This window comes from Neomicrococcus aestuarii, assembly GCF_014201135.1.
Classification (GTDB): domain Bacteria; phylum Actinomycetota; class Actinomycetes; order Actinomycetales; family Micrococcaceae; genus Neomicrococcus; species Neomicrococcus aestuarii.
On record NZ_JACHDR010000001.1, the window covers coordinates 2203169 to 2224195 of the forward strand.

Here is a 21027-nt window from a genome sequence, read left to right on the forward strand (position 1 = left end):
GCGTTGCGTGGGTGGCGAATGAAGAGTGAGTCTCCGTCGCCCGAACTCAGAAACGCGGTGGATGCTGAGGGTAATTCTTCAACAACGCGCCTAACAAGGCGATGGCACCGGACTTGCTCAGCGGGTTGTTCTTGTTACCGCACTTCGGGCTCTGCACGCAGGACGGGCAACCGGACTCGCATTCGCAGGCAGCAACGGCGTCTCGGGTGGCGGTAATCCACTCGAACGCCCGCTCATAGCCGCGCTCCACGAATCCTGCGCCGCCGGGGTGACCGTCGTACACAAAAATCGTCGGGGCTTCGGTGTCCACGTGCAGGGCAGTCGAAACGCCGCCAATATCCCAACGGTCACTCGATGCCACCAAGGGAAGCAATCCGATCATCGCGTGCTCGGCCGCATGCAGAGCGCCAGGAACCTCGTCGATAGAAATACCCGCGGCAGCCAAAGAAGTCTCAGGAATCGTGAACCACACGGCCTTCGTATGAAGGTCGCGAGGTGCAAGCTCGAGGGGTTCTTCGCTCAAGATCTCGTTGCTGATCAGTGCTTTGCGTTGGAAGGACACCACTTGAGTGGTCACCACAACCTCGCCCCAATGAGCGTGAACGGGACCCCAGACGTCCTCTCGGTGAACGTCAATGACGTCGATCTTGGTGATGTCTCGAGCCTGCGTATAGAAGTTCGGCTTAGCCCGGGTTACGAACACGCAGTGATCGGTCTCGTTGAGCTCATCCACCACGAAGGTTTGGCCCTGATGGGTATAGATGGCCCCGTTGTGAGCTTGGAAATGAGTTTGGGGAGAATCCATGGTGCCCAACAAAGCGCCGGTCTCCGTATCCACAATGTTCACCGGACCGCCGCCATCGGCGCGAAGGTTCACCATCCCGGCCGCAGACTGCGGGTGCGCCCAGAACCAACCGGACGGGCGTCGTCGTAAGTACCCTTGCTCCACCAAACGCTCCAACAAGAACGCGGCTGTGGGTCCAAAGTCCTCGATTTCTTCGGGACGCAACGGGAGTTCCTCGGCCGCCGCACACAAGTGTGGACCAAGCACGTACGGGTTCGACGGGTCAAAAACGGTGGCCTCAACGGAACGATCGAAGATGGCATCCGGGTGATTCACCAAATACGTATCCAGCGGGTCATCGCTGGCCACGAGGACGGACAAGGCATCTTGCCCGGCACGCCCAGCGCGGCCAATCTGCTGGAAGAAGGACGCTCGAGTGCCCGGCCAGCCAGAAACCAAGACGGCATCGAGACCAGCGATATCAATCCCCAGTTCAAGAGCCGAGGTGGAAGCGATGCCCAAGAGCTCGCCGTTGCGTAGCCGTGTCTCGAGCTCGCGCCGCTCTTCGGGCAGGTAGCCCGAACGGTAGGCGGCGACTCGTTGACCCAACCCGGGATCCACCTCAGTCAGATGACTCTGAGTCAGCGAAGAGATCGCTTCGGCACCGCGCCGGGACTTGATGAAGGCAATGGTTCGCACATGAGAAGACACCAAATTCGCCAACAAGTCAGAGGTTTCAGCCACCACGGATCGGCGACGTGGAGCACCGTTCTCGTCCGCAAAATCGGTAAGCGGCGGCTCCCACAACGCCACGGTGACCTCACCATGCGGTGAGAAGTCCGTGGCGACCGCGGTAGCGGGCTGGCCGATGAGCTTGCCGAAGGAAAGCTCGGGCTCGGCGGAAGTGGCGGAAGCGCCAATGAACACTGGAGCTGATCCGAAGCGTCGGCAAATCCGATTCAGGCGCCGCATCAGGTTGGCAATATGTGAACCGAAGACACCTTTGTAGGAGTGGGCTTCGTCGATGATGACGAAAGATAGGTCTCGGAAGAAGCGCGACCACTGGGCGTGGTTGCCCAGGATCCCGTAGTGCAACATGTCTGGGTTGGTCAGCAAAAAGTTGGCGTGATCCCGGATCCAGCGGCGTTCCTGAGGGTCGGTGTCGCCGTCGTACGTCTCCGCACGCAAGCCCGGCAATCGCAACTCGCGCAACGAGGTGAGCTGATCCGCTGACAGCGCTTTCGTCGGAGCCAAATACAGAACCGTCGCAGCGCTACCGGCCGCAGTAGCACCACCGGATACGCCCCCAGCAGCCTCACCTGCAAGAATCCGTGACAGCGAGGGCATCAAGTACGCCAACGACTTTCCGGACGCAGTGCCGGTAGCAAGAATGACGTTGCTCCCGTTCCACGCGTGCTGCGCGGCTTCCACTTGGTGCAACCAAGGGCGCTCCACGCAACGACGCTCGTAGGCTTCGCGCAAGGAAGGCGCAACCCACTCGGGCCACGGGCCCGTGACAGCGTCGCGAGACGGAACCTGATGGACGTGGCGCAACGATTCAGGGGCGTCCCCGTGCCCCAACAAAGGAATGAGGGTGCGGAAATCGGTCACAGTACGTCAGCTACAGGGAGGGCAGACGAAGATCGGCGAACCGTTTCCGATTCGCCGACGACGTCAATCCAAAGTGTGTTGTTCAATCAGGAGTGCGCGGTGGGGCTGTTCACGATGTGAGGCTCGCCGCCCTCGAACACCAGCGCGTAGCCGAGGGTCTTCCAACCCAAGTACTTGTAGAGCTCCTGGCCGTCCTGTGTTGCCACCAAAAGGCCATCTTCAACTTCGTCCTCCAACGCGATTGCAGCGAGAGCGCGCATGACGAGGGAAGCGAAACCGCGGCGGCGGTAATCGGCGGCGGTGAGGATGCGGTCGAAGACGGCGACGTCTCCCACTACAGACACGTGGCCGGAAGCCGCAACAATGTCATGGTCATCTTCTGGGTGCAAAGACACCCATGCGTGCTGACCTTCACGCTCAATCTGCCACTCAAAACCCTCGGCGGGCTTCGGGTCTTCAACATCGTGCCCAGCCATGTCCGTGGACATGATGACTTCGTCCTGAGCAACGATTGACATGCCAGCGGTACGCGCGGCACCAACAAGTTCGTGAGTCTTATCCGTGAACGCCACCAAGCGGCGGTTCGGGTGCTTAATGAGAGTCTCGGCGATAGCCACCAGCTCTTCGTTGGTGGGCTCGTGGACTACATATTCCCAGTCGCCCGTAGTGTCGTGACGCAACGACGCGTGAACGCGGCCGTCGTGACGGTTCTCGTAGCCGCGGGCGCCAGACCAGCCGGTGACCCAGGTGCCAATCAATTCATCGTTCGCGGAGTTAGCCATAAGACGACCTTACCTTGAACCATTCCGATCACAGAGTGTGCGTCAAGAGTCGATACACGATTGCAACAGCTCTCCCCGCTTCTTCCGAGCTTTCACGCAGGAAATGTCAAGAGTGCCGTGTGACGTGGTTGCGAAAGATGACACGGACGCCAAGTGTGAGCTGCAGAACGCGGGTCTGTGCGTGACGAAAGATCGCCTAAAATTGATAGGTGTCTTTGAGTCGAATTGTCTTGTTTTACGCCTTCACCCCGCTACCTGACCCTGAAGCGATCCGCTTGTGGCAGATTTCCCTGCTGGAACAGTGGGGCTTGAAGGGGCGCATTATTGTGTCCAAACACGGCATCAACGGCACCGCTGGCGGCGAGATCAACGCCCTCAAGCAATACGTTAAGGCCACGCGCCAGCACCCCGGTTTCAAGAAGCTGGATGTGAAGTGGAGCGATGGCGGCGCCGAGGACTTCCCGCGCATCTCCGTCAAGGCCCGCAAGGAAATCGTGTCTTTCGGCGCACCTGATGAGCTAGTGGTGGATGAGAACGGCGTGGTGGGCGGCGGCGTTCACTTGCGCCCCGAGCAGGTTCACGAGCTCGTGGAAGAGAAGAAGGCCGCGGGCGAAGAGGTGGTCTTCTTTGATGGCCGCAACGCTTTCGAAGCCCAGATTGGCCGCTTCAAGAACGCGATTGTCCCCGCGGTAGACACCACGCATGACTTCATCAAGGAACTCGATTCCGGCAAGTACGACGATCTCAAAGACAAGCCGATCGTCACCTACTGCACCGGCGGTATCCGATGCGAAGTCCTCTCGGCGCTCATGAAGAACCGCGGCTTCAAAGAGGTTTACCAGATCCAGGGCGGCATTGTCCGTTACGGCGAAACCTTCGGTGACGCCGGCCTTTGGGAAGGTTCCCTCTACGTCTTTGACCGTCGCATGCACATGGAGTTCACACCGGAAGCTGTCACCATCGGCGAGTGCGTGCACTGTGGCAAGGGCACCAACAAGTTCGAAAACTGCTCGAACTTGTCCTGCCGTAACTTGCGTTTATTCTGCGCGGAGTGCGCCGCTGATCCCGTCAAGCGCGATTGCGGTCAGTGCTCAGATGAGCCCAAGGTCCTCGCGAGCGAAGGCGTGAACGCTTAGTTCTGCACTGATAGAAGGACAGCGGATTACGACGACGCTGGCCACAGTCCGGTAGCACCGTCTTGCGGATCGAGGTCCTCAGTTTCGGTGCGGTACACGGTAAGTCCGCGGGCTTCGTAATTGGGGATAGCGGCGGGCCCGTCGAGGCTGCAGGTGTGCACCCAGACTCGGGACACCGGAGGAAGCGTTTCCCAGCGCGAATCCATGGTCCACGCTTGCGAGATACCTTCGGTGAGGAGGATTCCGCCTAGTCCTTGGCCGGTGGCTTCGGGGAACAGCCCGAAATACATGATCTCCACTTCGGTGGTGGGGGAAGTGGCGAGGGAGTCGGCGGTGCCCGTGACTCGGGACACCAGCTCGATGTAACCGGCCGGCGCGTGATTCACGGACAACACGTACGTTTCCGTACCGTCCGCACTGACGAGCGCTTGCCACTGCTCGCGGGAGAGCACCAGACGATCCGCCCAATACAGCTCACTTCCCACACTGCGGTACAAGAACTTGGAGAAGTCCGCCGAAATATGCGGAACTAAGGCAATCTCGCAGTGTTCGGGCAGGGCCCGGCTGGCAGGGCGCAACACGAAGGGGCTGCGCATTTCTAGGTACGTTGTCGTTACTTCAACCACACTGACTACCCTACTCACGGTGAGCCGCCAAGTGGCGGCGCTGATTCGCACCATTGCCGCACTAAAATAAGCCCGTGACTTTCTCTTCTTCCGCAAGCCCCGAATTTGCTGCGGTTCCGGACGCTCCCGCAAGTGGCGACGTCGTACTTCTTGACGCACTAGCAGCGGAACTGGAACGTGCCCGCTTTGACTATGACGGTATTGAAGCGTTCTTGGGGCGTGAAGAATTTGCCGCGCTGGACCGGGATCAGACCGTGCCTGCGCGCCGCGTGATCGCCCGAGAATTCCAGAACCCCACGCCTAATCCGCTGGCAGTATTTCTGAGCCTGTTCCTGCTGGGTGATGAGGTGAATGCCGCGCTCGTGGGGGACGCGTTTCCGACCCTCGGCGTTGAGGGACTCGAAGAGTTGCGCCTGATTGAATGGACGGACTTCGGGGTTAGGTCCACGGTAGATCTGCGTCCTTTCGCCTCGGACACCACTGAAATCTGGGTTGCGAGCGATCTGGGATCCTCACAATCAAGCGGCGCACTGCGCACGGACTACGTCCTCGGCATCGGCCAGGCATCCCTCACGCTCGCGCGCTTTGTGAACCGCGAACCCGTCCAGCACGCGCTGGATCTGGGAACCGGCTGCGGAATCCAGACCTTCCACCTGCTGGAGCACAGCGAACGCGTCACCGCCACGGATATCTCTGACCGCGCCCTCGCCTATACGCGCTTCAATGTGTTGCTCAACCGCCGCACGTGGGGACTCGAACCGCGAGATCTCAAGCGCGGCGGACGCCTGCACTTGGTTAAGGGGGACATGCTCAAGCCGGTGGCCGGCGAGCGCTTTGACCTAGTGGTCACTAACCCGCCGTTCGTCATCACTCCTCGCGTGCCCGGCCGCGACGTCTATACCTACCGCGACGGTGGACGTCCGGGGGACCGCCTGGTCGGTGAGCTGATTCGCGATGTCCCCACGGTGTTGGCGCCGCACGGCAACGTGTACATGCTCGCCAACTGGGAGATTTCAGGCGAGGGAGAAGACCTCTCGCAGATGGACTGGCGAGAACGCCCTCAGGAATGGGTGGCCGCGGCGCGATCGGCCGGACACGATCTGGATGCGTGGTTCATTCAGCGCGACCAGGCCAACGGGTACGAGTACGCCGAAACGTGGCTGCGCGACGCGGCCGAGGCGCGGGACCCGCAGCTCTACGCAGATCGCTACGGCCAATACTTGGATGACTTTGCGGCTCGATCTGTCGCCGGCGTGGGCTTTGGCCTGGTGTGGTTGCGCGCCCGCGGGGGAGCGGTGGACCGTTTCGAAGAGGTGTTGCACCCGCTCGAAGAGCCCATCGGCCCAGCGTTCGCCGCCGCCGTGGAGCGCGCCGATCAGGCCGCTCAGTGGGACGTCACCCACGCCTTGCAAGATCAGTTCTTCGCCATCCCCGAGGACGTCACGGAGGAACGCCACCAGCGTCCGGGCTCCGAGCACCCCAGCGTGATTCTGTTGCGTCAAGGCTCCGGATTCCGCCGCAGCACCATCTTGACGAGCGAGGCCGCAGGCTTCGTCTCGGCCTGTGACGGCGAGTTGAGCGCAGGCGTGCTGGCTCAAGCGATCGCGACGCTCTCCCCGGACATCGCTGAAGAGGATGAACCTGCCTTCATCGACAACCTGTTGGCGCAGATTGAGCACTTGTTCTTGATGGGATTCCTGCATGTCACGCATGGCTAAACGCAACAATTTGCGAGGAATGCAACGTGTTCGCGTCATTTTGAGTGATGCGTCACACCAGACGCGAAACAACCATTAGACTTTTCCCTCATGATGCAGAACAGTTCCAATGGCATTCCGGAGAAGGCCGAAGCGTTACGTAAGAACGCCGCTAACGCCGTCGTCATCTCCGATCCCCAGGCCATCCGCGCGCTCGCTCACGAAGCGCGACTGGAGGCTTTGGAGGAGCTTTTCGCGTCCCAAGCTTCCCGCACGGCAACGGAACTTGCCTCCCGGTGCCAGCTCACGCCGAGCGCCATGAGCTATCACTTGCGCGCCCTCGAGAAATACGGGTACGTGACGCGCGCGCCGAGCGAAGGTGACGGGCGTGAACGGCGCTGGCGGGCCGCTGGCGATCACTTGGTGGTGGGTTCGTTCCGCGAATCCTATGCCGCGAAGAACGCGTTCTTGAGCGTGCAGCTCAACACGTTCCGCGATCGCCTCACGAGCGAAATTCAGTTTCGCGAGGCCGAACGCGCCGAGAACATCGAGCCGCCAGCAGACCGTGCGCCGGTACTGTCCGCGGGCATGATGTTCATGAACGAAGAGAAGCAGAAAGAATTCATCCGCAAGATGTACGCGCTCGTTGATGAATACGAGCACGTCTCCGGTCCCGAGGACCGTTCCATCGGTGGCGAGCGCCTCTATTACATGTTGTCGTTGCTGCCCGAGCGCGGTCACGCTGGAGGCGCACCGGCCGTTGCTGAGGATGATTTCGTGGAGCACGACGACGCTGAGGCCACTTCTTAAATAGTTCTTGCGTCGGCGGGCATTGAGTTGGGTGCGATACAGTCATCTGCGCAAGGGCTCCTGCAGTTTTGCGGAGAATTCCGCGGATGCAGTTACTCTTGAAAACAAGTGTCTCGTGTTAAAGACGCGTGGTTAAGGCAGTAAAGAGGAGTCCAGTGCCCGCAAAGGCCAAAGCACCCACCGGTCGTAAACTCGTCATCGTCGAGTCTCCGGCTAAGAGCAAATCCATCGCTAAATACTTGGGCGAAGGGTTCGACGTCGACGCATCGGTAGGCCACATTCGTGACTTGCCGCAGCCGTCAGAACTGCCCGCAGAGCTCAAGAAAACCAGCGTTGGCAAGTTCGCCGTTGACGTGGACAACAACTTTGAGCCGTACTACGTGGTGTATCCGGACAAGAAGAAGCGCGTGGCCGAGCTCAAGGCCAAGCTCAAGCAGTCCGACGAACTCTTTCTCGCAACCGATGCGGATCGCGAAGGCGAAGCTATTGCATGGCACTTGCTAGAGGTTCTCAAGCCAACGGTGCCAGTGCACCGTATGACGTTCACCGAAATCACCCAAGAGGGTATTTCTCGAGCGCTCGAAAACATCCGTGATCTGGACACCGACCTGGTGGACGCTCAGGAAACCCGCCGCGTCCTGGACCGGTTGTACGGCTACGAAATTTCCCCGGTTCTCTGGCGCAAAGTAGCGCGCGGACTCTCCGCGGGACGTGTGCAGTCCGTGGCCACCCGCCTGGTGGTGGAGCGCGAGCGCGAACGCATGGCGTTCCGTTCCGCGAACTACTGGGATCTTGCGGGCACCTTCACCACGGAGAAGTCCGAATCCTTCACCGCGAAGCTCAGCCAGCTTGACGGAAAGCGCGTTGCCTCCGGCCGCGACTTTGATGACAAGGGCCAGCTGGTTTCCGGCCGTAACGGCTCTGCAGTTCACCTCAACGAAGAGTCTGCGACCGCTTTGGCTGCCGCGTTAGAAGGCGTTCCGTTCGCTGTCACGAGCGTTGAGAACAAGCCGTACACACGCCGCCCAGCCGCACCGTTCACCACCTCAACGTTGCAGCAGGAAGCCTCGCGCAAGTTGCGTTGGTCCAGCCGATCCACCATGCAGGTTGCACAGCGCCTGTATGAAAACGGCTACATCACCTATATGCGTACTGACTCGGTGTTCCTGTCGAACGAGGCCGTCACGGCTGCTCGTCGTCAGGCCACCGAACTCTACGGCGGCGAGTACGTGCCTAACAGCCCGCGCTTGTACAAGGCCAAGAACGATTCCGCTCAGGAAGCTCACGAAGCGATCCGTCCCGCAGGTGACTCGTTCCGCCGTCCGCAGGATGTGCGCTCCGTTTTGAGCGCCGATGAGTTCCGTTTGTATGAGTTGATCTGGAAGCGCACGGTGGCTTCACAGATGGCTGATGCCAAGGGCTCCACTGCAACCATTCGCTTGGCCGGTTCTACTGCTGAGGGCCGTCAGGCTGAGTTCTCCGCGTCCGGCACCGTCATTACCTTCCCCGGCTTCATGGCCGCGTACGAAGAAGGTAAAGACATTGATCCGCAGGCCGCTCAAGAGGCCGAGGACGAGCGCCGCTTGCCTCAACTCGTGGTCAAGGACGGCCTCAAAGGCTCCAAGATCGAAGCCACGGGACACGACACCTCACCACCAGCTCGCTACACCGAAGCATCGATTGTTGCCGAACTGGAAAAGCGCGAGATCGGTCGCCCGTCCACGTACGCACCGACGATTTCCACCATCATGGACCGAGGTTACGTGACCAAACGTGGCGGCGCCTTGGTGCCCAGCTGGATTGCGTTCTCCGTGATCCGCTTGCTGGAAGAGCACTTCGCGAAGTACGTGGATTACGAATTCACGGCTCGTCTTGAAGATGACCTGGATGAGATCGCTGCCGGTCACGTCAAGCGCACGGACTGGTTGCAGCGCTTCTACTTCGGAGGCGATGACCTTGAAGGTTTGGCCGCTGACGTGGAGAACCTCGGCGAGATCGACGCCCGCGCCATCAACTCCATCGAAATCGCTGACGGCATTGTGTTGCGCGTTGGAAAGTTCGGTCCCTACCTCGAGCAAGTGCTTCCCGCCGACGCTCCTGAAGGTACCGAGCCGGCGCGTGCGAATGTGCCCGAAGACTTGGCGCCGGATGAGCTGACCGCTGAGAAGGCCCGTGAGCTCATGGAGTCCACGGGACCGGACGAGCGCGTGCTCGGCGTAGATCCTTCCACCGGCCGCCAGATCGTGGCGAAGGACGGCCGCTACGGCGCGTACGTCACCGAAGTGATCGAGGAGCCTACCGAGGAAGAGCTCGCCGCTCTTCCAGTGGAGTACTACAAGAACGGCAAGCCGAAGCCGCGCAAGAAGCCGGTCAAGGAGAAGCCACGCACTGGTTCTTTGTTCAAGTCCATGAGTCTTGAAACCGTCACTCTTGACGACGCGCTTAAGCTGTTGAGCTTGCCGCGCGTCCTGGGAACGGACGCTGAAGGCGTGGAGATCACAGCTCAGAACGGTCGCTTTGGCCCGTACCTGAAGAAGGGCACGGACTCGCGTTCGCTGGCAAGCGAAGACGAGATCTTCTCCACCACCTTGGAGCAGGCTCTTGAGATCTACTCGCAGCCTAAGCAGCGCGGTGCCCGCCAAGCGGCCGCCCCGTTGGCGGAGTTTGGTCCGGACCCCGTGAGCGAGAAGAACATTGTGGTCAAGGACGGCCGCTTTGGTCCGTACATCACTGATGGCGTCACGAACATCACGATCCCTCGTGATACCACCATTGAAGAGCTCACTCGCGAACGTGCCATCGAGCTGTTGGCTGATAAGCGTGCTCGTGGACCGGTTAAGCGTGGAGCAAAGACCACCACGACGAAGTCCACGGCCGCCAAATCCACGGCAAAGTCCACCGCTGCGAAGACAACAGCGGCTAAGACGACGGCCGCAAAGAAGCCTGCCGCGAAAAAGCCTGCAACGCGTTCCACGTCCACCTCGAAATAAAAGGCTAGATGGTTCATGCGCCTTGGCGTTCTCGACATCGGATCAAACACCGTCCACTTGTTGCTGGTTGATGCGCACCCGGGCGCACGGCCTGTGGCGTTTGCCTCTCACAAGCGGCCGCTCTCACTGATCCAGTATCAGGACGAATCCGGCGCCATCACGGAGGAAGGTCAGCGAGAGCTGATCGACTTCGTGTCCGAGGCCGCCGATTTCGCGCGCCGTCATCACGCCGAGGACTTCCTTGCATTCTGCACCTCCGCAATTCGCGAGTCGGCCAACGGCCCTTCGGTCCTAGATCGTGTGATGACGGAAACCGGCGTCACTCTCATGGAGCTCAGCGGCGAGCAAGAAGCGGCTGTCACTTACTTCGCGGTGCGTCGTTGGTTCGGCTGGAGTGCCAAGAACATCATGAACCTGGACATTGGTGGAGGTTCCATGGAACTGACCATCGGTTGGGATGCGCTACCTGCCGCCGCCTACTCCGTACCGCTCGGTGCGGGCCGGCTCACGCGTGACTTTTTGCCCGATGATCCGCCGAGTCCTCGCGACGTGAAGGATCTGCGCAAATACATCAAGTCCACTCTCAAAGAGCCGGTCGCCGTGCTCAAAGAGTATGAAAAGCCCAAGCTCGTGGCGGCAACGTCCAAGACGTTCCGGAGCCTGGCCCGCATTTGTGGCGCCGCGCCGAGCGCCGAAGGTCCGTACGTCAAGCGGCTCTTGCGACTCGAAGATCTGAAACTGTGGACCCGGCGCCTTGAAGCCATGACTATCGAGGACCGCGCCCTGTTACCTGGCGTGTCCGAGGTCCGCGCTCCTCAAGTTCTCGCCGGCGCACTCTCTGCAGAGATCGCCATGGAAATGCTTGGCCTCGAACAAGTACGCATCTGCCCATGGGCATTGCGCGAAGGAATTTTGCTGCAGCGCTTTGACCACTTGATGGCAGAGAGCGGCCAATCACTCAACGTTCCGGGACATCTAGGGAGTAACCTGCCCTTGGGCAAAGAACCCCACGTTCCAGGAACACCGCACTCGGTGGCCAGCGCCGCACAACAGCACTAGGGACCACAGCTATGAGCGAAGAAAGCCAGAACCAAGGAAGCAACGGCGAAGCGAGCGACGCTAACACAAGCAACGCGAACCCCAGCAATGGCGCCGAACGCAAGCCTGCGTCGTCGTCCGGGAAAACCTACCCCGTAGCGCTCTCAAGCTCCTCGGTCTACCCGCTCTCCGTGGTGGACGCTTTCTCCCTCGCCCGCGATGTGGGCTATGACGGCGTAGAAGTCATGGTCACCGGCAACAGCATCAGCCAAGATCCCAAGCAGCTCCTGAAGCTCTCAGAGCGCTACGATCAGCCGATCTCCGCCATTCACGCTCCTACGCTTTTGCTGACGCAGCAAGTGTGGGGAAGCGCGTGGAACAAGATTGAGAAATCCGCGCTCATGGCTAAAGAAGTGGGCTGCAGCAGTGTGGTGGCGCACCCGCCGTTCCGCTGGCAAGGCACCTACGCGACGCAATTCGCAGAAGGCGTGCGCCGCATCAATGAAGAACACGGCGTGAAAATTTGCGTGGAAAACATGTACCCGTGGCGAGCTCGCGGCCGTGAAGCGCTCATGTACTTGCCGCACTGGAACCCCGTGCCGCAACCCTATGATTTCGTGACGTGGGACTTCTCCCACGCCTCCATCGCCAACCACGATTCGCTCGAAGCCGTTCAGGCCCTCGGCGATCGCCTCACCCACCTGCACTTGTGCGACGGCAACAACAACGCCAAAGACGAGCACCTCGTGCCAGGTCGCGGTACCCAGCGCGTCCAAGAGACCTTGGAATACTTGCGCGACTCCGAATGGGACGGCGCTGTGGTGGTAGAAGTTTCTACCCGTAAAGCAAAAGGAGCTGGCGAGCGAGAAGAGTGGTTGGGGGAAACACTCAACTTCGCTCGCCAGCACTTGAATCGATTACCTCTCTCCAAATAATCGATTCGGTTTTTCACTCGCACCTTTGAAGGTAGTACCTACGTTATGGACCTACTTTGTGTGCGCTCAAAGTAGAACCTGTACGGTTCCTGTGATTCGCTACGAAAGGACATTCTGATGGATTCACCGCGCCTCGCCTTTATTGGTCTCGGCAACATGAATGGCGCTATTCTGCGCGGAATTTTGGCTTCTGGCTTCGACACATCCCGCGTGGTCGGGACCGTCCGGAACACAGAGAAGTCACAGGCGCTCGCCAGCGAGCTCGGAGTGACCGTGCTGTCTGAGAACAGCAATCCATCAGCCAATCAGGACGCTGTGCAGGACGCGGACATCGTGTTCTTGGGCGTGAAGCCGTTCGGGATCGCGGAGATGTGCGAGCACCTCAAGGATCACCTGAAGGAAGGCTCCGTCGTCGTTTCCGTGGCGGCCGCCATCACCACGGAAACCATGGAGAAGCACCTCAACCCGGGCCAATCCGTCATCCGCACCATGCCGAACGTGCCTCTCCAAGTGGGGAAGGGCGCCGTCGGACTGTCCGCGGGAACTAACGCCAGCGAATCGCACGTCAAGGCTGCAACTGAGCTCTTTGAGCCGTCCGGAATCGTGGTGCGCGTTCCCGAAGAGCAACTGGATGCGGTTTCTGCTATCTCAGGATCCGGACCGGCCTACGCCTTCTACCTCGCCGAACTAATAGCCGAGGCGGGGGAGAAACTGGGACTGGCCCCAGAGCTTTCTCGCGAACTCGCGCGCGCCACAGTGGCCGGCGCGGGCCTGATGTTGGACGATCCCGCCGCCAACCCGGTAGAGCTGCGCAAGTCCGTCACGAGCCCTAATGGCACCACGGAAGTAGCGTTGCGGATCTTCGCAGAACGCGGCCTCGGAGACATCATCGCCGAAGGTGCAGCAGGCGCCACGGCTCGCGCTCAAGAGATCAGCAAAGACCTCGCTTCTTAGTCAAAATTCTTCGTGTGTACCCCTGAGTAATTCGGTAGCGTGGTGGTGTGAGGCATTCCGCATCACCACGTTCGAAATGAAGTTCCGTTCAGGAGACGCTCATGCGCGCAGTCGTATTCGAAGATTTCAAGACTTTCCCCGTTCTCAAAGACATTGAAAAGCCCACCCCCGGCCCCGGCGAAGTATTGCTGAAGGTCGCTGGCGCGGGTGCTTGCCACTCTGACGTGGCAATTTTCCAGGATTTCGAAGCCAACAACCCTGCCGGTTTGAAGCCAGGATTCGTGCTGGGCCACGAGAACTCAGGCTGGATTGAAGAAGTTGGACCGGGCGTCACCGGATTCAACAAGGGTGAGGCCTACTTGGTCTACGGGCCAATCGGCTGCGGACGCTGCCGTGCGTGCTCGCGCGGTCAAGACACCTACTGCCTCAACGCCGCCACCAACCCCTACATGGGCATTGGCTTGGGTCGCAACGGTGGCATGGCTGAGTACGTCACGGTTCCCGCCCGCAACCTGGTTCCGCTCGGCGACGCCGACCCTGTGGCCGCCGCCCCGCTCTCTGATGCTGGCCTGACCCCGTACCACGCCATCAAGCTGGCGCTGCCGAAGCTCAATGGCGGCGGAAAGTTTGCGCTGGTCATTGGCTTGGGCGGTCTTGGGTTGGTGGGCGTGCAGATCCTCAAAGCGCTCACGGGCGCCACGATCATTGCCACGGATGCGAAGCCAGAAGCGATGGCTGAGGCTGAGAAGCTTGGAGCGCTGACGGTTCCTGCCGGGCAGGATCAGGTGGCAAGGATCCGCGAGATCACGGGTGGTAACGGTGTTGACGCGGCTTTCGATTTCGTGGGAATTACGCCCACCATTACGACGGCGATGCAGTCCATGGCACTCATGGGTCGTTGCACCGTTGTGGGTATCGCAGGTCAGCCGTACGACTGGTCCTTCTTCAGCGCACCGTACGAGGTTGAACTCACGAGCACCTATTGGGGCACCATCGAGGACCTCTACGATGTGGTGGCTCTCTACAAGAGCGGCCTCGTGGTCCCGCAGTTCACGGCGTACCCCATGGATCAGGCGCTCGAGGCGTACCAGCTGCTGGTGGACGGTAAGGTCGCCGGCCGTGCTGTGGTGACACCTAACGCCTAGGCGTTAGCGCTGCCGCCCGTTGCTTCGGGCTCGCAAGCTTGAGAGCTACGGGCGGGCGGCGAACCGCTCGAGCAACTCCGTGTGGCCGGATACGATCAGCACGTCTCGGTGCGTGACCTTCGTATTCGGCTGCGCGTAGGTGAAGTCCTCGCCGGGGGTCTTTACGCCCACGATGGTGACGCCGTACTTGGCGCGAACCTGAGATTCGGCCAGTGTGAAACCCTGGGTTTCCTTGGGTGGGTACATCTTCACGATCGCGAAGCCGTCATCGAATTCGATGAAGTCCAGCATGCGGCCGCCCACGAGGTGAGCGGTACGCACGCCGGCGTCCGCTTCCGGGTAGATCACGTGATTTGCGCCGATGCGCGTGAGGATCTTGCCGTGGGACGGCGTAATGGCCTTCACCCACAAGTGTTCAATTCCCAAATCCACGAGGTTCACGGTGATGAGCACCGAGGATTCGATGGACGTTCCCACGCCCACCACGGCGGAGCTGAACTCTTGAGCACCGAGCTGGCGGAGCGCTTCAATGTTGGTGGCGTCCGCTTCCACGACGTGGGTGAGCAGCCCGGACCACTTCTGCACGAGGTCAGGATTACGCTCGATCGCGAGGACTTCACGACCCTGCTTGACCAGCTGACTGGCTACCGATGCGCCGAAACGCCCCAACCCAATAACGAGTACGGGGGCGTTGTGGTCTTGCTGAATCTTGTCAGCCAATGATCGGCCTTTCCTCGGGATAGCGGTACAACTGATCGCGCTGCTTCAAGGACAGCGCCGATGCCAAAGTAATAGTGCCAATACGGCCAGCAAACATCAACGCGGCCAGAATGTACTTGCCGGCTGGCGGCAATTCAGCACTGAGGTTGGTACTCAAGCCTACGGTGGCGAACGCCGAAATCGATTCGAAGAGCACACGGTCCAGCGAGGCCGGCGTCAGCATCATGATGAGGCCACACGCGGTGGCTACCAGGGTTGCTCCCAAGACCACCACGGAGATGGCCACGCGTAGCGTGCCCTCGGGGATGGTGCGGCCGAACGCCTTCACGTCACGTTCACCGCGGGCTTCGGCGAAGATCGCCAAGAACAGCACGGCCAGAGTGGTGATCTTGATGCCGCCGGCGGTGGAGGCTGAACCGCCGCCCACGAACATCAAAGCATCCGTGGCGAGCATGGTGTTGGTTTCCATGTACGCCTGATCCACCAGATTGAATCCGCCAGAGCGGGTCATGATGGACGCGAAAATGGCATGCACAATCTTGTCCCCGGCTGCCATTCCGCCGATGGTGCGGACGTTATTCCACTCCAAAAGTCCCCAGCCCATGGCGCCGATGACCACCAAGGCAAAAGAGCCGATAATCGTGATCTTGGTGTGCAGGTTCCACTTGGAGAACACGCCCTTGAACTGCAAGAGCACCAAGATGACGGGAAAGCCCAAGCTGCCAATGAAGACGCCCACCATGAGCGGAATCAGGATGTAGAGATCCATCTCATAGGGCACCAGGCCGTTGGAGTGCGGCGTGAATCCTGCGTTGTTGAAAGCGGAGATCGCGTAGAACATTCCATGCCACAGCGCCGTGGGGAAGGACTCTCCCAACACTACAAAGCGAGGAGTGAGCACCAACATCAACGCCAACTGAATAATGACGGACGTCGTAACCACGATCTTCAAAAGTGAGCGAACCTCGCCCAAGGTACCGGACGCCGTCGTACTCATTGAAGACTGAGCCATCAGCTTTCCGCGCACGCCCAACTTCTTGCTCACCGCAAGAGACAGCAGCGCGGCGATGGTCAAAATACCCAAACCGCCGATGAACACGCCCAAAGAAATGAAAACTTGTCCCCAAAAGGACCAATGGTCGGCGGTCGAAACCACCGTGAGGCCTGTAACGCAGACCGCCGACACTGCTGTGAAAAGCGCATCGTGAAGGGCGGTGAACTCATTGTTCGCTGAGGAGATGGGGAGCGCCAAGAGCAACGTAAACACCGCAATCACGCTCAAAAACGCCAAAAGCGCGAGGCGGGCGGGGGAGTTCGACGCTACCGTTTGCACGTACAAGCGAGCCGCGTTCAACGGCTGCATTGCCCGTTGACGCCATCGCGAAGCGAGGGTCGCGGAGGTCTCGGTCATCTTCACATTCAATCATTAGCGTGCGGCAAAAACGTGACTCTTGCCACGAAACAAGTACGGTGGTAGGTGTGACGGAAGTTTCATCGGCGAAAATTGTCAGCAAGGTGGTGTGGTCTCAGGACTACTTGTCGTACCGATTTAGCGATTCACACCCTATGAATCCTATTCGCCTCGATCTCACCATGCGCCTAGCTGAAGCGCTAAATGTGTGTGAGAGCCGCGACATGGCACTCATTGAGCCCTTTGTTGCCTCGGATGAGGAACTCGCGGCCGTCCACACCCCCGAATATATTGCCGCCGTGCATCGTGGCGCCGAGAACCCCTCAGAAGAAATTCCGGAGTTCGGACTTGGCTCTGAAGATAACCCGCTGTTCCCGGCCATTCATGACTCGGCAGCGCTCATCGCTGGTGGAAGCATCGCAGCGGCCCGCGAAATCATCGCTGGTACGGCACAGCACGTCGTGAACTTTGCTGGCGGGCTCCACCATGCCGCGGCAGCGAAAGCGAGCGGCTTCTGCATCTATAACGACGCCGCCCTCGCCATTCAAGAGCTGCTGGATCACGGCTTTGAGCGCGTGCTCTACATCGACGTTGATGCCCACCATGGCGACGGCACGGAACAGATTTTCTGGAACGATCCCCGCGTCATGACCATTTCTTTGCACGAAAGTGGTGTCTCGCTGTTCCCAGGGACCGGATTCGCCAACGAAACAGGCGGGCCGGACGCGCTAGGAACCGCAGTAAATGTTGCCGTGCCCTCACGTACGAGCGACGCCGGCTGGCTGCGCGCGTTCCATTCGATCGTCCCCCAAATCACGGAACAGTTTGAGCCGCAAGTCATTGTGTCTCAACACGGCTGCGACGCTCACGCCCACGATGACCTCACCAACCTGCGTTTGAGTGTGGACGCCCAGCGTCAGAACATGCTGGATATTGCTGAGCTAGCAAAGCGTTTCTCGAATGATCGGTGGATTGCCACCGGTGGCGGCGGCTACAACGTCATCGAAGTGGTGCCGCGCGCGTGGACGCATTTGATGGCTATCGCTGGCGGTCAACCCATTCCGCTGCGCACCGAGGTTCCCGCGTCCTACCGGGAGTATGTGCTGGAAACCTATGGGGTGGAAGCTCCCGAGTTCATGAGTGACGGTGCGGAGTTATGGTGGCGTTCGTGGGAAGTGGGATATGACCCTTCGGACCCCATTGACCGCACCATCATGGCGACGCGCAAGGAAATCTTCCCGCTGTATGGGCTCGACCCGTGGTTTGACTAACCCGCGAGATGACGCGGATTAACGGCTCCATGTAGAACCGATTGCTGAATATCATGGGATCGCAACCTAAGTCTCCCGAGTTTCAGAAGCCTGCCGCAACCGTGGCATTGTTCTTGGTGAATAAGAGAACTGCGAGCGGAGTGCCCGCTCCATCAGTGCGAGGAGCTACTATGAACCAACATCTACTGGATATTCGCGACGAAGTGATGCGCCGTAACCCTGGTGAAGTTGAATTCCACCAGGCAGTCAACGAAGTATTTGATTCTCTTGAACCTGTGACAAAGAAGCACCCGGAGTTCGTTGAGGCCGCAATTCTTTCGCGCATGTGTGAGCCAGAGCGCCAGATCATCTTTCGCGTGCCGTGGGTTGATGACAAGGGCCAGGTCCAGATCAACCGCGGTTTCCGCGTGGAGTTCAACTCCGCTTTGGGCCCGTACAAGGGTGGTCTGCGATTCCACCCGAGCGTGTACTTGGGCATCGTGAAGTTCTTGGGCTTTGAGCAGATCTTCAAGAACGCGCTGACTGGCATGCCCATTGGCGGCGGTAAGGGCGGTTCTGACTTTGATCCGCGCGGGAAGTCTGACGCTGAAGTCATGCGTTTCTGCCAGTCCTTCATGACGGAGCTCTACCGTCACATTGGCGAGTACACGGACGTACCCGCAGGTGACATTGGAGTGGGTGGCCGCGAGATCGGCTACCTCTTTGGCCAGTACAAGCGCATCACCAACCGCTACGAGTCCGGCGTGCTGACCGGCAAGGGTGTTTCGTGGGGTGGATCGCTGGTGCGTCCGGAAGCCACCGGTTACGGTGCCGTGATGTTCGCCAACGAGATGCTCAAGACCCGTGGTGCTTCCTTCGATGGACGCCGCGTGATTGTGTCCGGCTCCGGAAACGTCGCCTTGAACGCTATTGAGAAGGCCACGGCTCTGGGCGCTACGTGTGTCACGGCTTCCGATTCCTCCGGCTACATCGTGGATGAGGCAGGCGTTGACCTGGATCTGCTGCGTCAGATCAAGGAAGTGGAGCGTGGGCGTATCCGCGAATACGCAGAACGTCGTGGTGGCACTGGCACTGCGCACTTCGTTGCGGGCGGGTCCGTGTGGGACGTCACCGGTGATGTTGCTTTGCCATGTGCAACGCAGAACGAGCTCGACGAGAACAATGCTCGCCGACTGGTTGAGGGCGGCGTCATCGCCGTCGCTGAAGGCGCCAACATGCCGTGCACGGCGGAAGCCACCGCGTTGTTCCAGGACGCCAACGTGCTGTTCGCTCCGGGCAAGGCTGCCAACGCCGGCGGCGTGGCAACGTCAGCTCTCGAAATGCAGCAGAACGCTTCGCGCGATGCGTGGAGCTTCGAGCACACCGAGGCTCGCCTTGAAGAAATCATGATCAAGATTCACAACCAGTGCGCCGAAACCGCTGAGGAATACGGTGCGCCGGGCAACTACGTGACGGGCGCCAACATTGCCGGCTTCGTCAAGGTTGCGGACGCCATGATGGCGCTGGGTGTCATCTAACTCGCCCTTCACTCGGTAGCTTTATACTCCGAATGTGCGCGAAAGGCTTGAAGAACGCGCGCGCATTCGGAGTATTTGCTTTGAGCGAGTAATCTGTTAAGGATCGTTTAGCAAAGATTCAGCTCTTGAAGGTTGCGCTTTGCGCACTCGAGCGATAGTCAACAATCAACATTGCGAGGAATCTCTATGGGCTCAGTTATTAAGAAGCGCCGCAAGCGTATGGCGAAGAAGAAGCACCGCAAATTGCTTCGTAAGACCCGCCACCAGCGCCGCAACAAGAAGTAAATCTTCTGTGCTCAGGCCGCCACTCACTCCCTCTGTGGAGAGATGGCGGCCTTTTGCGTTCCCGGACTCCGTTAGGCTTTTGAGCGTGAATTTCCCCAAGATCGAACTCATCACCAATGCCGGCTGCCATTTATGCGAGGACGCGCGAACCGTGGTGGATGAGGTCACTCGAGAACTGGGTGTGCCGTGGGAGGAAGTCTCCCTCCAGTCTTCGCCTGAACTCGTTGCCCTCCACAGTGAGGAAGTGCCGGTGTTGCGTATCGATGGCGTCGTGCGTGATTTTTGGGTGATCGACCCGGCCCGGTTGCGCCGCTTGCTGACGGAGCGCTCATGACTCGTTCTGGGGAGTACGACGCCGCAGCTATTTCACGTGCCTTACCTGCGGAACTTGCCACTGCTGTGAGCGCCCCCGCGCATTTGCCAGAAGCCACGGTCCGCCGGTTGACCACGTATTTACGGGTCTTGGATCAGCTCGTGGATGAGCAATCGACGGTGTCTTCGCAGGATCTTGCGGCTTTTGCGGGCACGAATTCGGCCACCTTGCGCAAGGACATGTCCCTCTTGGGGACGTTTGGGCGCCGTGGTGTTGGCTATGATGTTCAAAGGGTTCGGGTGTTGTTGGAAACGACGCTAGGCCTGACGCGCGAATGGCGCGTCCTACTGGTTGGCGCCGGTAACCTGGGTCGGGCTTTTGCAGGCTACGCCGGTTTCCGATCCCACGGCTTCCGCTTTGTTGGCGTGATCGATAGCAATCCGGAGCTCGTCGGGACCACCATCAACGACCTTGAAGTTTCCGCCGCCTCGGATCTGGAAGCACTGGCCACCAAGCATCGCGCGAACATGGCCGTCTTGACCGTCCCGGGCGTCGCCGCCCAACCGGTGGTCGATCAGCTGGTGGCGGCTGGGGTGCACAACATTCTGTCCTTCGCCCCAGTCCCGCTGCGCGTTCCCGATGGAGTCACCGTCCGACGCGTGGATGTGGCCCGCGAAATCCAGATGCTCGCGTACTTCGCGGTCATGGGCGAAGCCTCCGACGGAACCTAGCCCGCGAACTGCTCCCTCTCGTTCCTCCCGATGTGCGGCCACTTTCCTTCACTGAGCTCCCTGTGCGGCCACTTTGCTACAACTTTTTTGAGTTTTTCTGTCGCAAAGTGTTCTCGCATATGGGGCGGGTTGTAGAGAAATGGCCTCGCAGGGGTTTTTTAGGGGGTGCGGTTCGTAGCCAAAGTTGCACTGTGTTGGGGTTGAAAATACTGTGGTGGCGTCGAAAAAGGGGACCTCCGTCTCCGGAGATCCCCTCAAACGAGAACCGCGG

The 21027-nt window shown here is 59.8% G+C and carries 18 protein-coding genes; 13 read left to right on the forward strand and 5 right to left on the reverse strand.

Annotated elements, in window-relative coordinates; genetic code table 11:
• Nucleotides 1–46: 46 nt before the first annotated feature.
• Nucleotides 47–2395: a DEAD/DEAH box helicase gene (locus tag HD598_RS09995; protein ID WP_183665595.1), complete on the reverse strand. Its 2349-nt coding sequence runs from the start codon at nt 2393–2395 to the stop codon at nt 47–49.
• An 86-nt stretch (nt 2396–2481) separates the two neighbouring features.
• Entirely contained in the window at nt 2482–3177 is a 696-nt protein-coding gene (locus tag HD598_RS10000; RefSeq protein WP_183665597.1) for a GNAT family N-acetyltransferase, read from the reverse strand.
• A 209-nt stretch (nt 3178–3386) separates the two neighbouring features.
• Between HD598_RS10000 and trhO the strand changes: the two genes are divergently transcribed.
• Nucleotides 3387–4313: an oxygen-dependent tRNA uridine(34) hydroxylase TrhO gene (gene trhO, locus HD598_RS10005; protein WP_071894860.1), complete on the forward strand. Its 927-nt coding sequence runs from the start codon at nt 3387–3389 to the stop codon at nt 4311–4313.
• Between the two features lie 26 nt (nt 4314–4339).
• Here trhO and HD598_RS10010 read toward each other — a convergent pair whose 3' ends face one another.
• Nucleotides 4340–4939, reverse strand: coding sequence for a GNAT family acetyltransferase (locus HD598_RS10010; RefSeq protein ID WP_311539019.1), 600 nt, complete (start codon nt 4937–4939; stop codon nt 4340–4342).
• Nucleotides 4940–5013: 74 nt separating this feature from the next.
• On the opposite strand from HD598_RS10010, the gene HD598_RS10015 reads away from it, so the two are divergent.
• The 7 genes from HD598_RS10015 (at nt 5014) to HD598_RS10045 (ending at nt 14508) form a co-directional block, all read left to right on the forward strand.
• Entirely contained in the window at nt 5014–6657 is a 1644-nt protein-coding gene (locus HD598_RS10015) for a DUF7059 domain-containing protein (RefSeq protein ID WP_183665601.1), read from the forward strand.
• A 90-nt stretch (nt 6658–6747) separates the two neighbouring features.
• Nucleotides 6748–7446 carry an ArsR/SmtB family transcription factor gene (locus HD598_RS10020; protein ID WP_183665603.1) on the forward strand — a complete coding sequence of 233 codons (699 nt, stop codon included), beginning with the start codon at nt 6748–6750 and terminating at the stop codon, nt 7444–7446.
• A gap of 155 nt (nt 7447–7601) precedes the next feature.
• Nucleotides 7602–10436, forward strand: coding sequence for a type I DNA topoisomerase (topA, locus tag HD598_RS10025; RefSeq protein WP_183665605.1), 2835 nt, complete (start codon nt 7602–7604; stop codon nt 10434–10436).
• A gap of 15 nt (nt 10437–10451) precedes the next feature.
• Nucleotides 10452–11495: a Ppx/GppA family phosphatase gene (locus HD598_RS10030; RefSeq protein ID WP_183665607.1), complete on the forward strand. Its 1044-nt coding sequence runs from the start codon at nt 10452–10454 to the stop codon at nt 11493–11495.
• A gap of 11 nt (nt 11496–11506) precedes the next feature.
• Complete coding sequence (locus tag HD598_RS10035) at nt 11507–12409, forward strand: sugar phosphate isomerase/epimerase family protein (RefSeq protein ID WP_183665609.1); 903 nt, start codon at nt 11507–11509, stop codon at nt 12407–12409.
• Between the two features lie 117 nt (nt 12410–12526).
• A complete protein-coding gene (gene proC, locus HD598_RS10040; RefSeq protein WP_183665611.1) occupies nt 12527–13363 on the forward strand; it encodes a pyrroline-5-carboxylate reductase in 837 nt (278 codons plus the stop codon).
• 101 nt (nt 13364–13464) lie between these two features.
• Nucleotides 13465–14508, forward strand: a complete 1044-nt coding sequence (locus HD598_RS10045) for an NAD(P)-dependent alcohol dehydrogenase (RefSeq protein ID WP_183665613.1) — start codon at nt 13465–13467, stop codon at nt 14506–14508.
• Between the two features lie 45 nt (nt 14509–14553).
• Here the strand turns inward: HD598_RS10045 and HD598_RS10050 are convergent, their stop codons facing one another.
• Both HD598_RS10050 and HD598_RS10055 read right to left on the reverse strand, forming a co-directional pair.
• Nucleotides 14554–15228, reverse strand: coding sequence for a potassium channel family protein (locus tag HD598_RS10050; protein ID WP_183665615.1), 675 nt, complete (start codon nt 15226–15228; stop codon nt 14554–14556).
• Complete coding sequence (locus tag HD598_RS10055; protein ID WP_260170722.1) at nt 15221–16591, reverse strand: TrkH family potassium uptake protein; 1371 nt, start codon at nt 16589–16591, stop codon at nt 15221–15223. Before HD598_RS10055 ends, HD598_RS10050 begins: the two co-directional genes overlap by 8 nt.
• A 116-nt stretch (nt 16592–16707) precedes the next feature.
• On the opposite strand from HD598_RS10055, the gene HD598_RS10060 reads away from it, so the two are divergent.
• The 5 genes from HD598_RS10060 (at nt 16708) to HD598_RS10080 (ending at nt 20756) form a co-directional block, all read left to right on the forward strand.
• Nucleotides 16708–17910, forward strand: a complete 1203-nt coding sequence (locus tag HD598_RS10060) for an acetoin utilization protein AcuC (protein ID WP_409366184.1) — start codon at nt 16708–16710, stop codon at nt 17908–17910.
• Between the two features lie 170 nt (nt 17911–18080).
• The gene (gene gdhA / locus HD598_RS10065; protein ID WP_183665619.1) at nt 18081–19427 is read left to right on the forward strand and encodes an NADP-specific glutamate dehydrogenase; all 1347 of its coding nucleotides are present in this window, start codon (nt 18081–18083) and stop codon (nt 19425–19427) included.
• A gap of 186 nt (nt 19428–19613) precedes the next feature.
• Nucleotides 19614–19712 (forward strand): 30S ribosomal protein bS22, encoded by a 99-nt coding sequence (locus HD598_RS10070; protein ID WP_003792170.1) that lies wholly within the window; start codon nt 19614–19616, stop codon nt 19710–19712.
• An 85-nt stretch (nt 19713–19797) separates the two neighbouring features.
• Nucleotides 19798–20046 (forward strand): glutaredoxin family protein, encoded by a 249-nt coding sequence (locus tag HD598_RS10075; protein ID WP_183665621.1) that lies wholly within the window; start codon nt 19798–19800, stop codon nt 20044–20046.
• A complete protein-coding gene (locus HD598_RS10080) occupies nt 20043–20756 on the forward strand; it encodes a redox-sensing transcriptional repressor Rex (protein ID WP_183665623.1) in 714 nt (237 codons plus the stop codon). Before HD598_RS10075 ends, HD598_RS10080 begins: the two co-directional genes overlap by 4 nt.
• Nucleotides 20757–21027 lie beyond the last annotated feature (271 nt).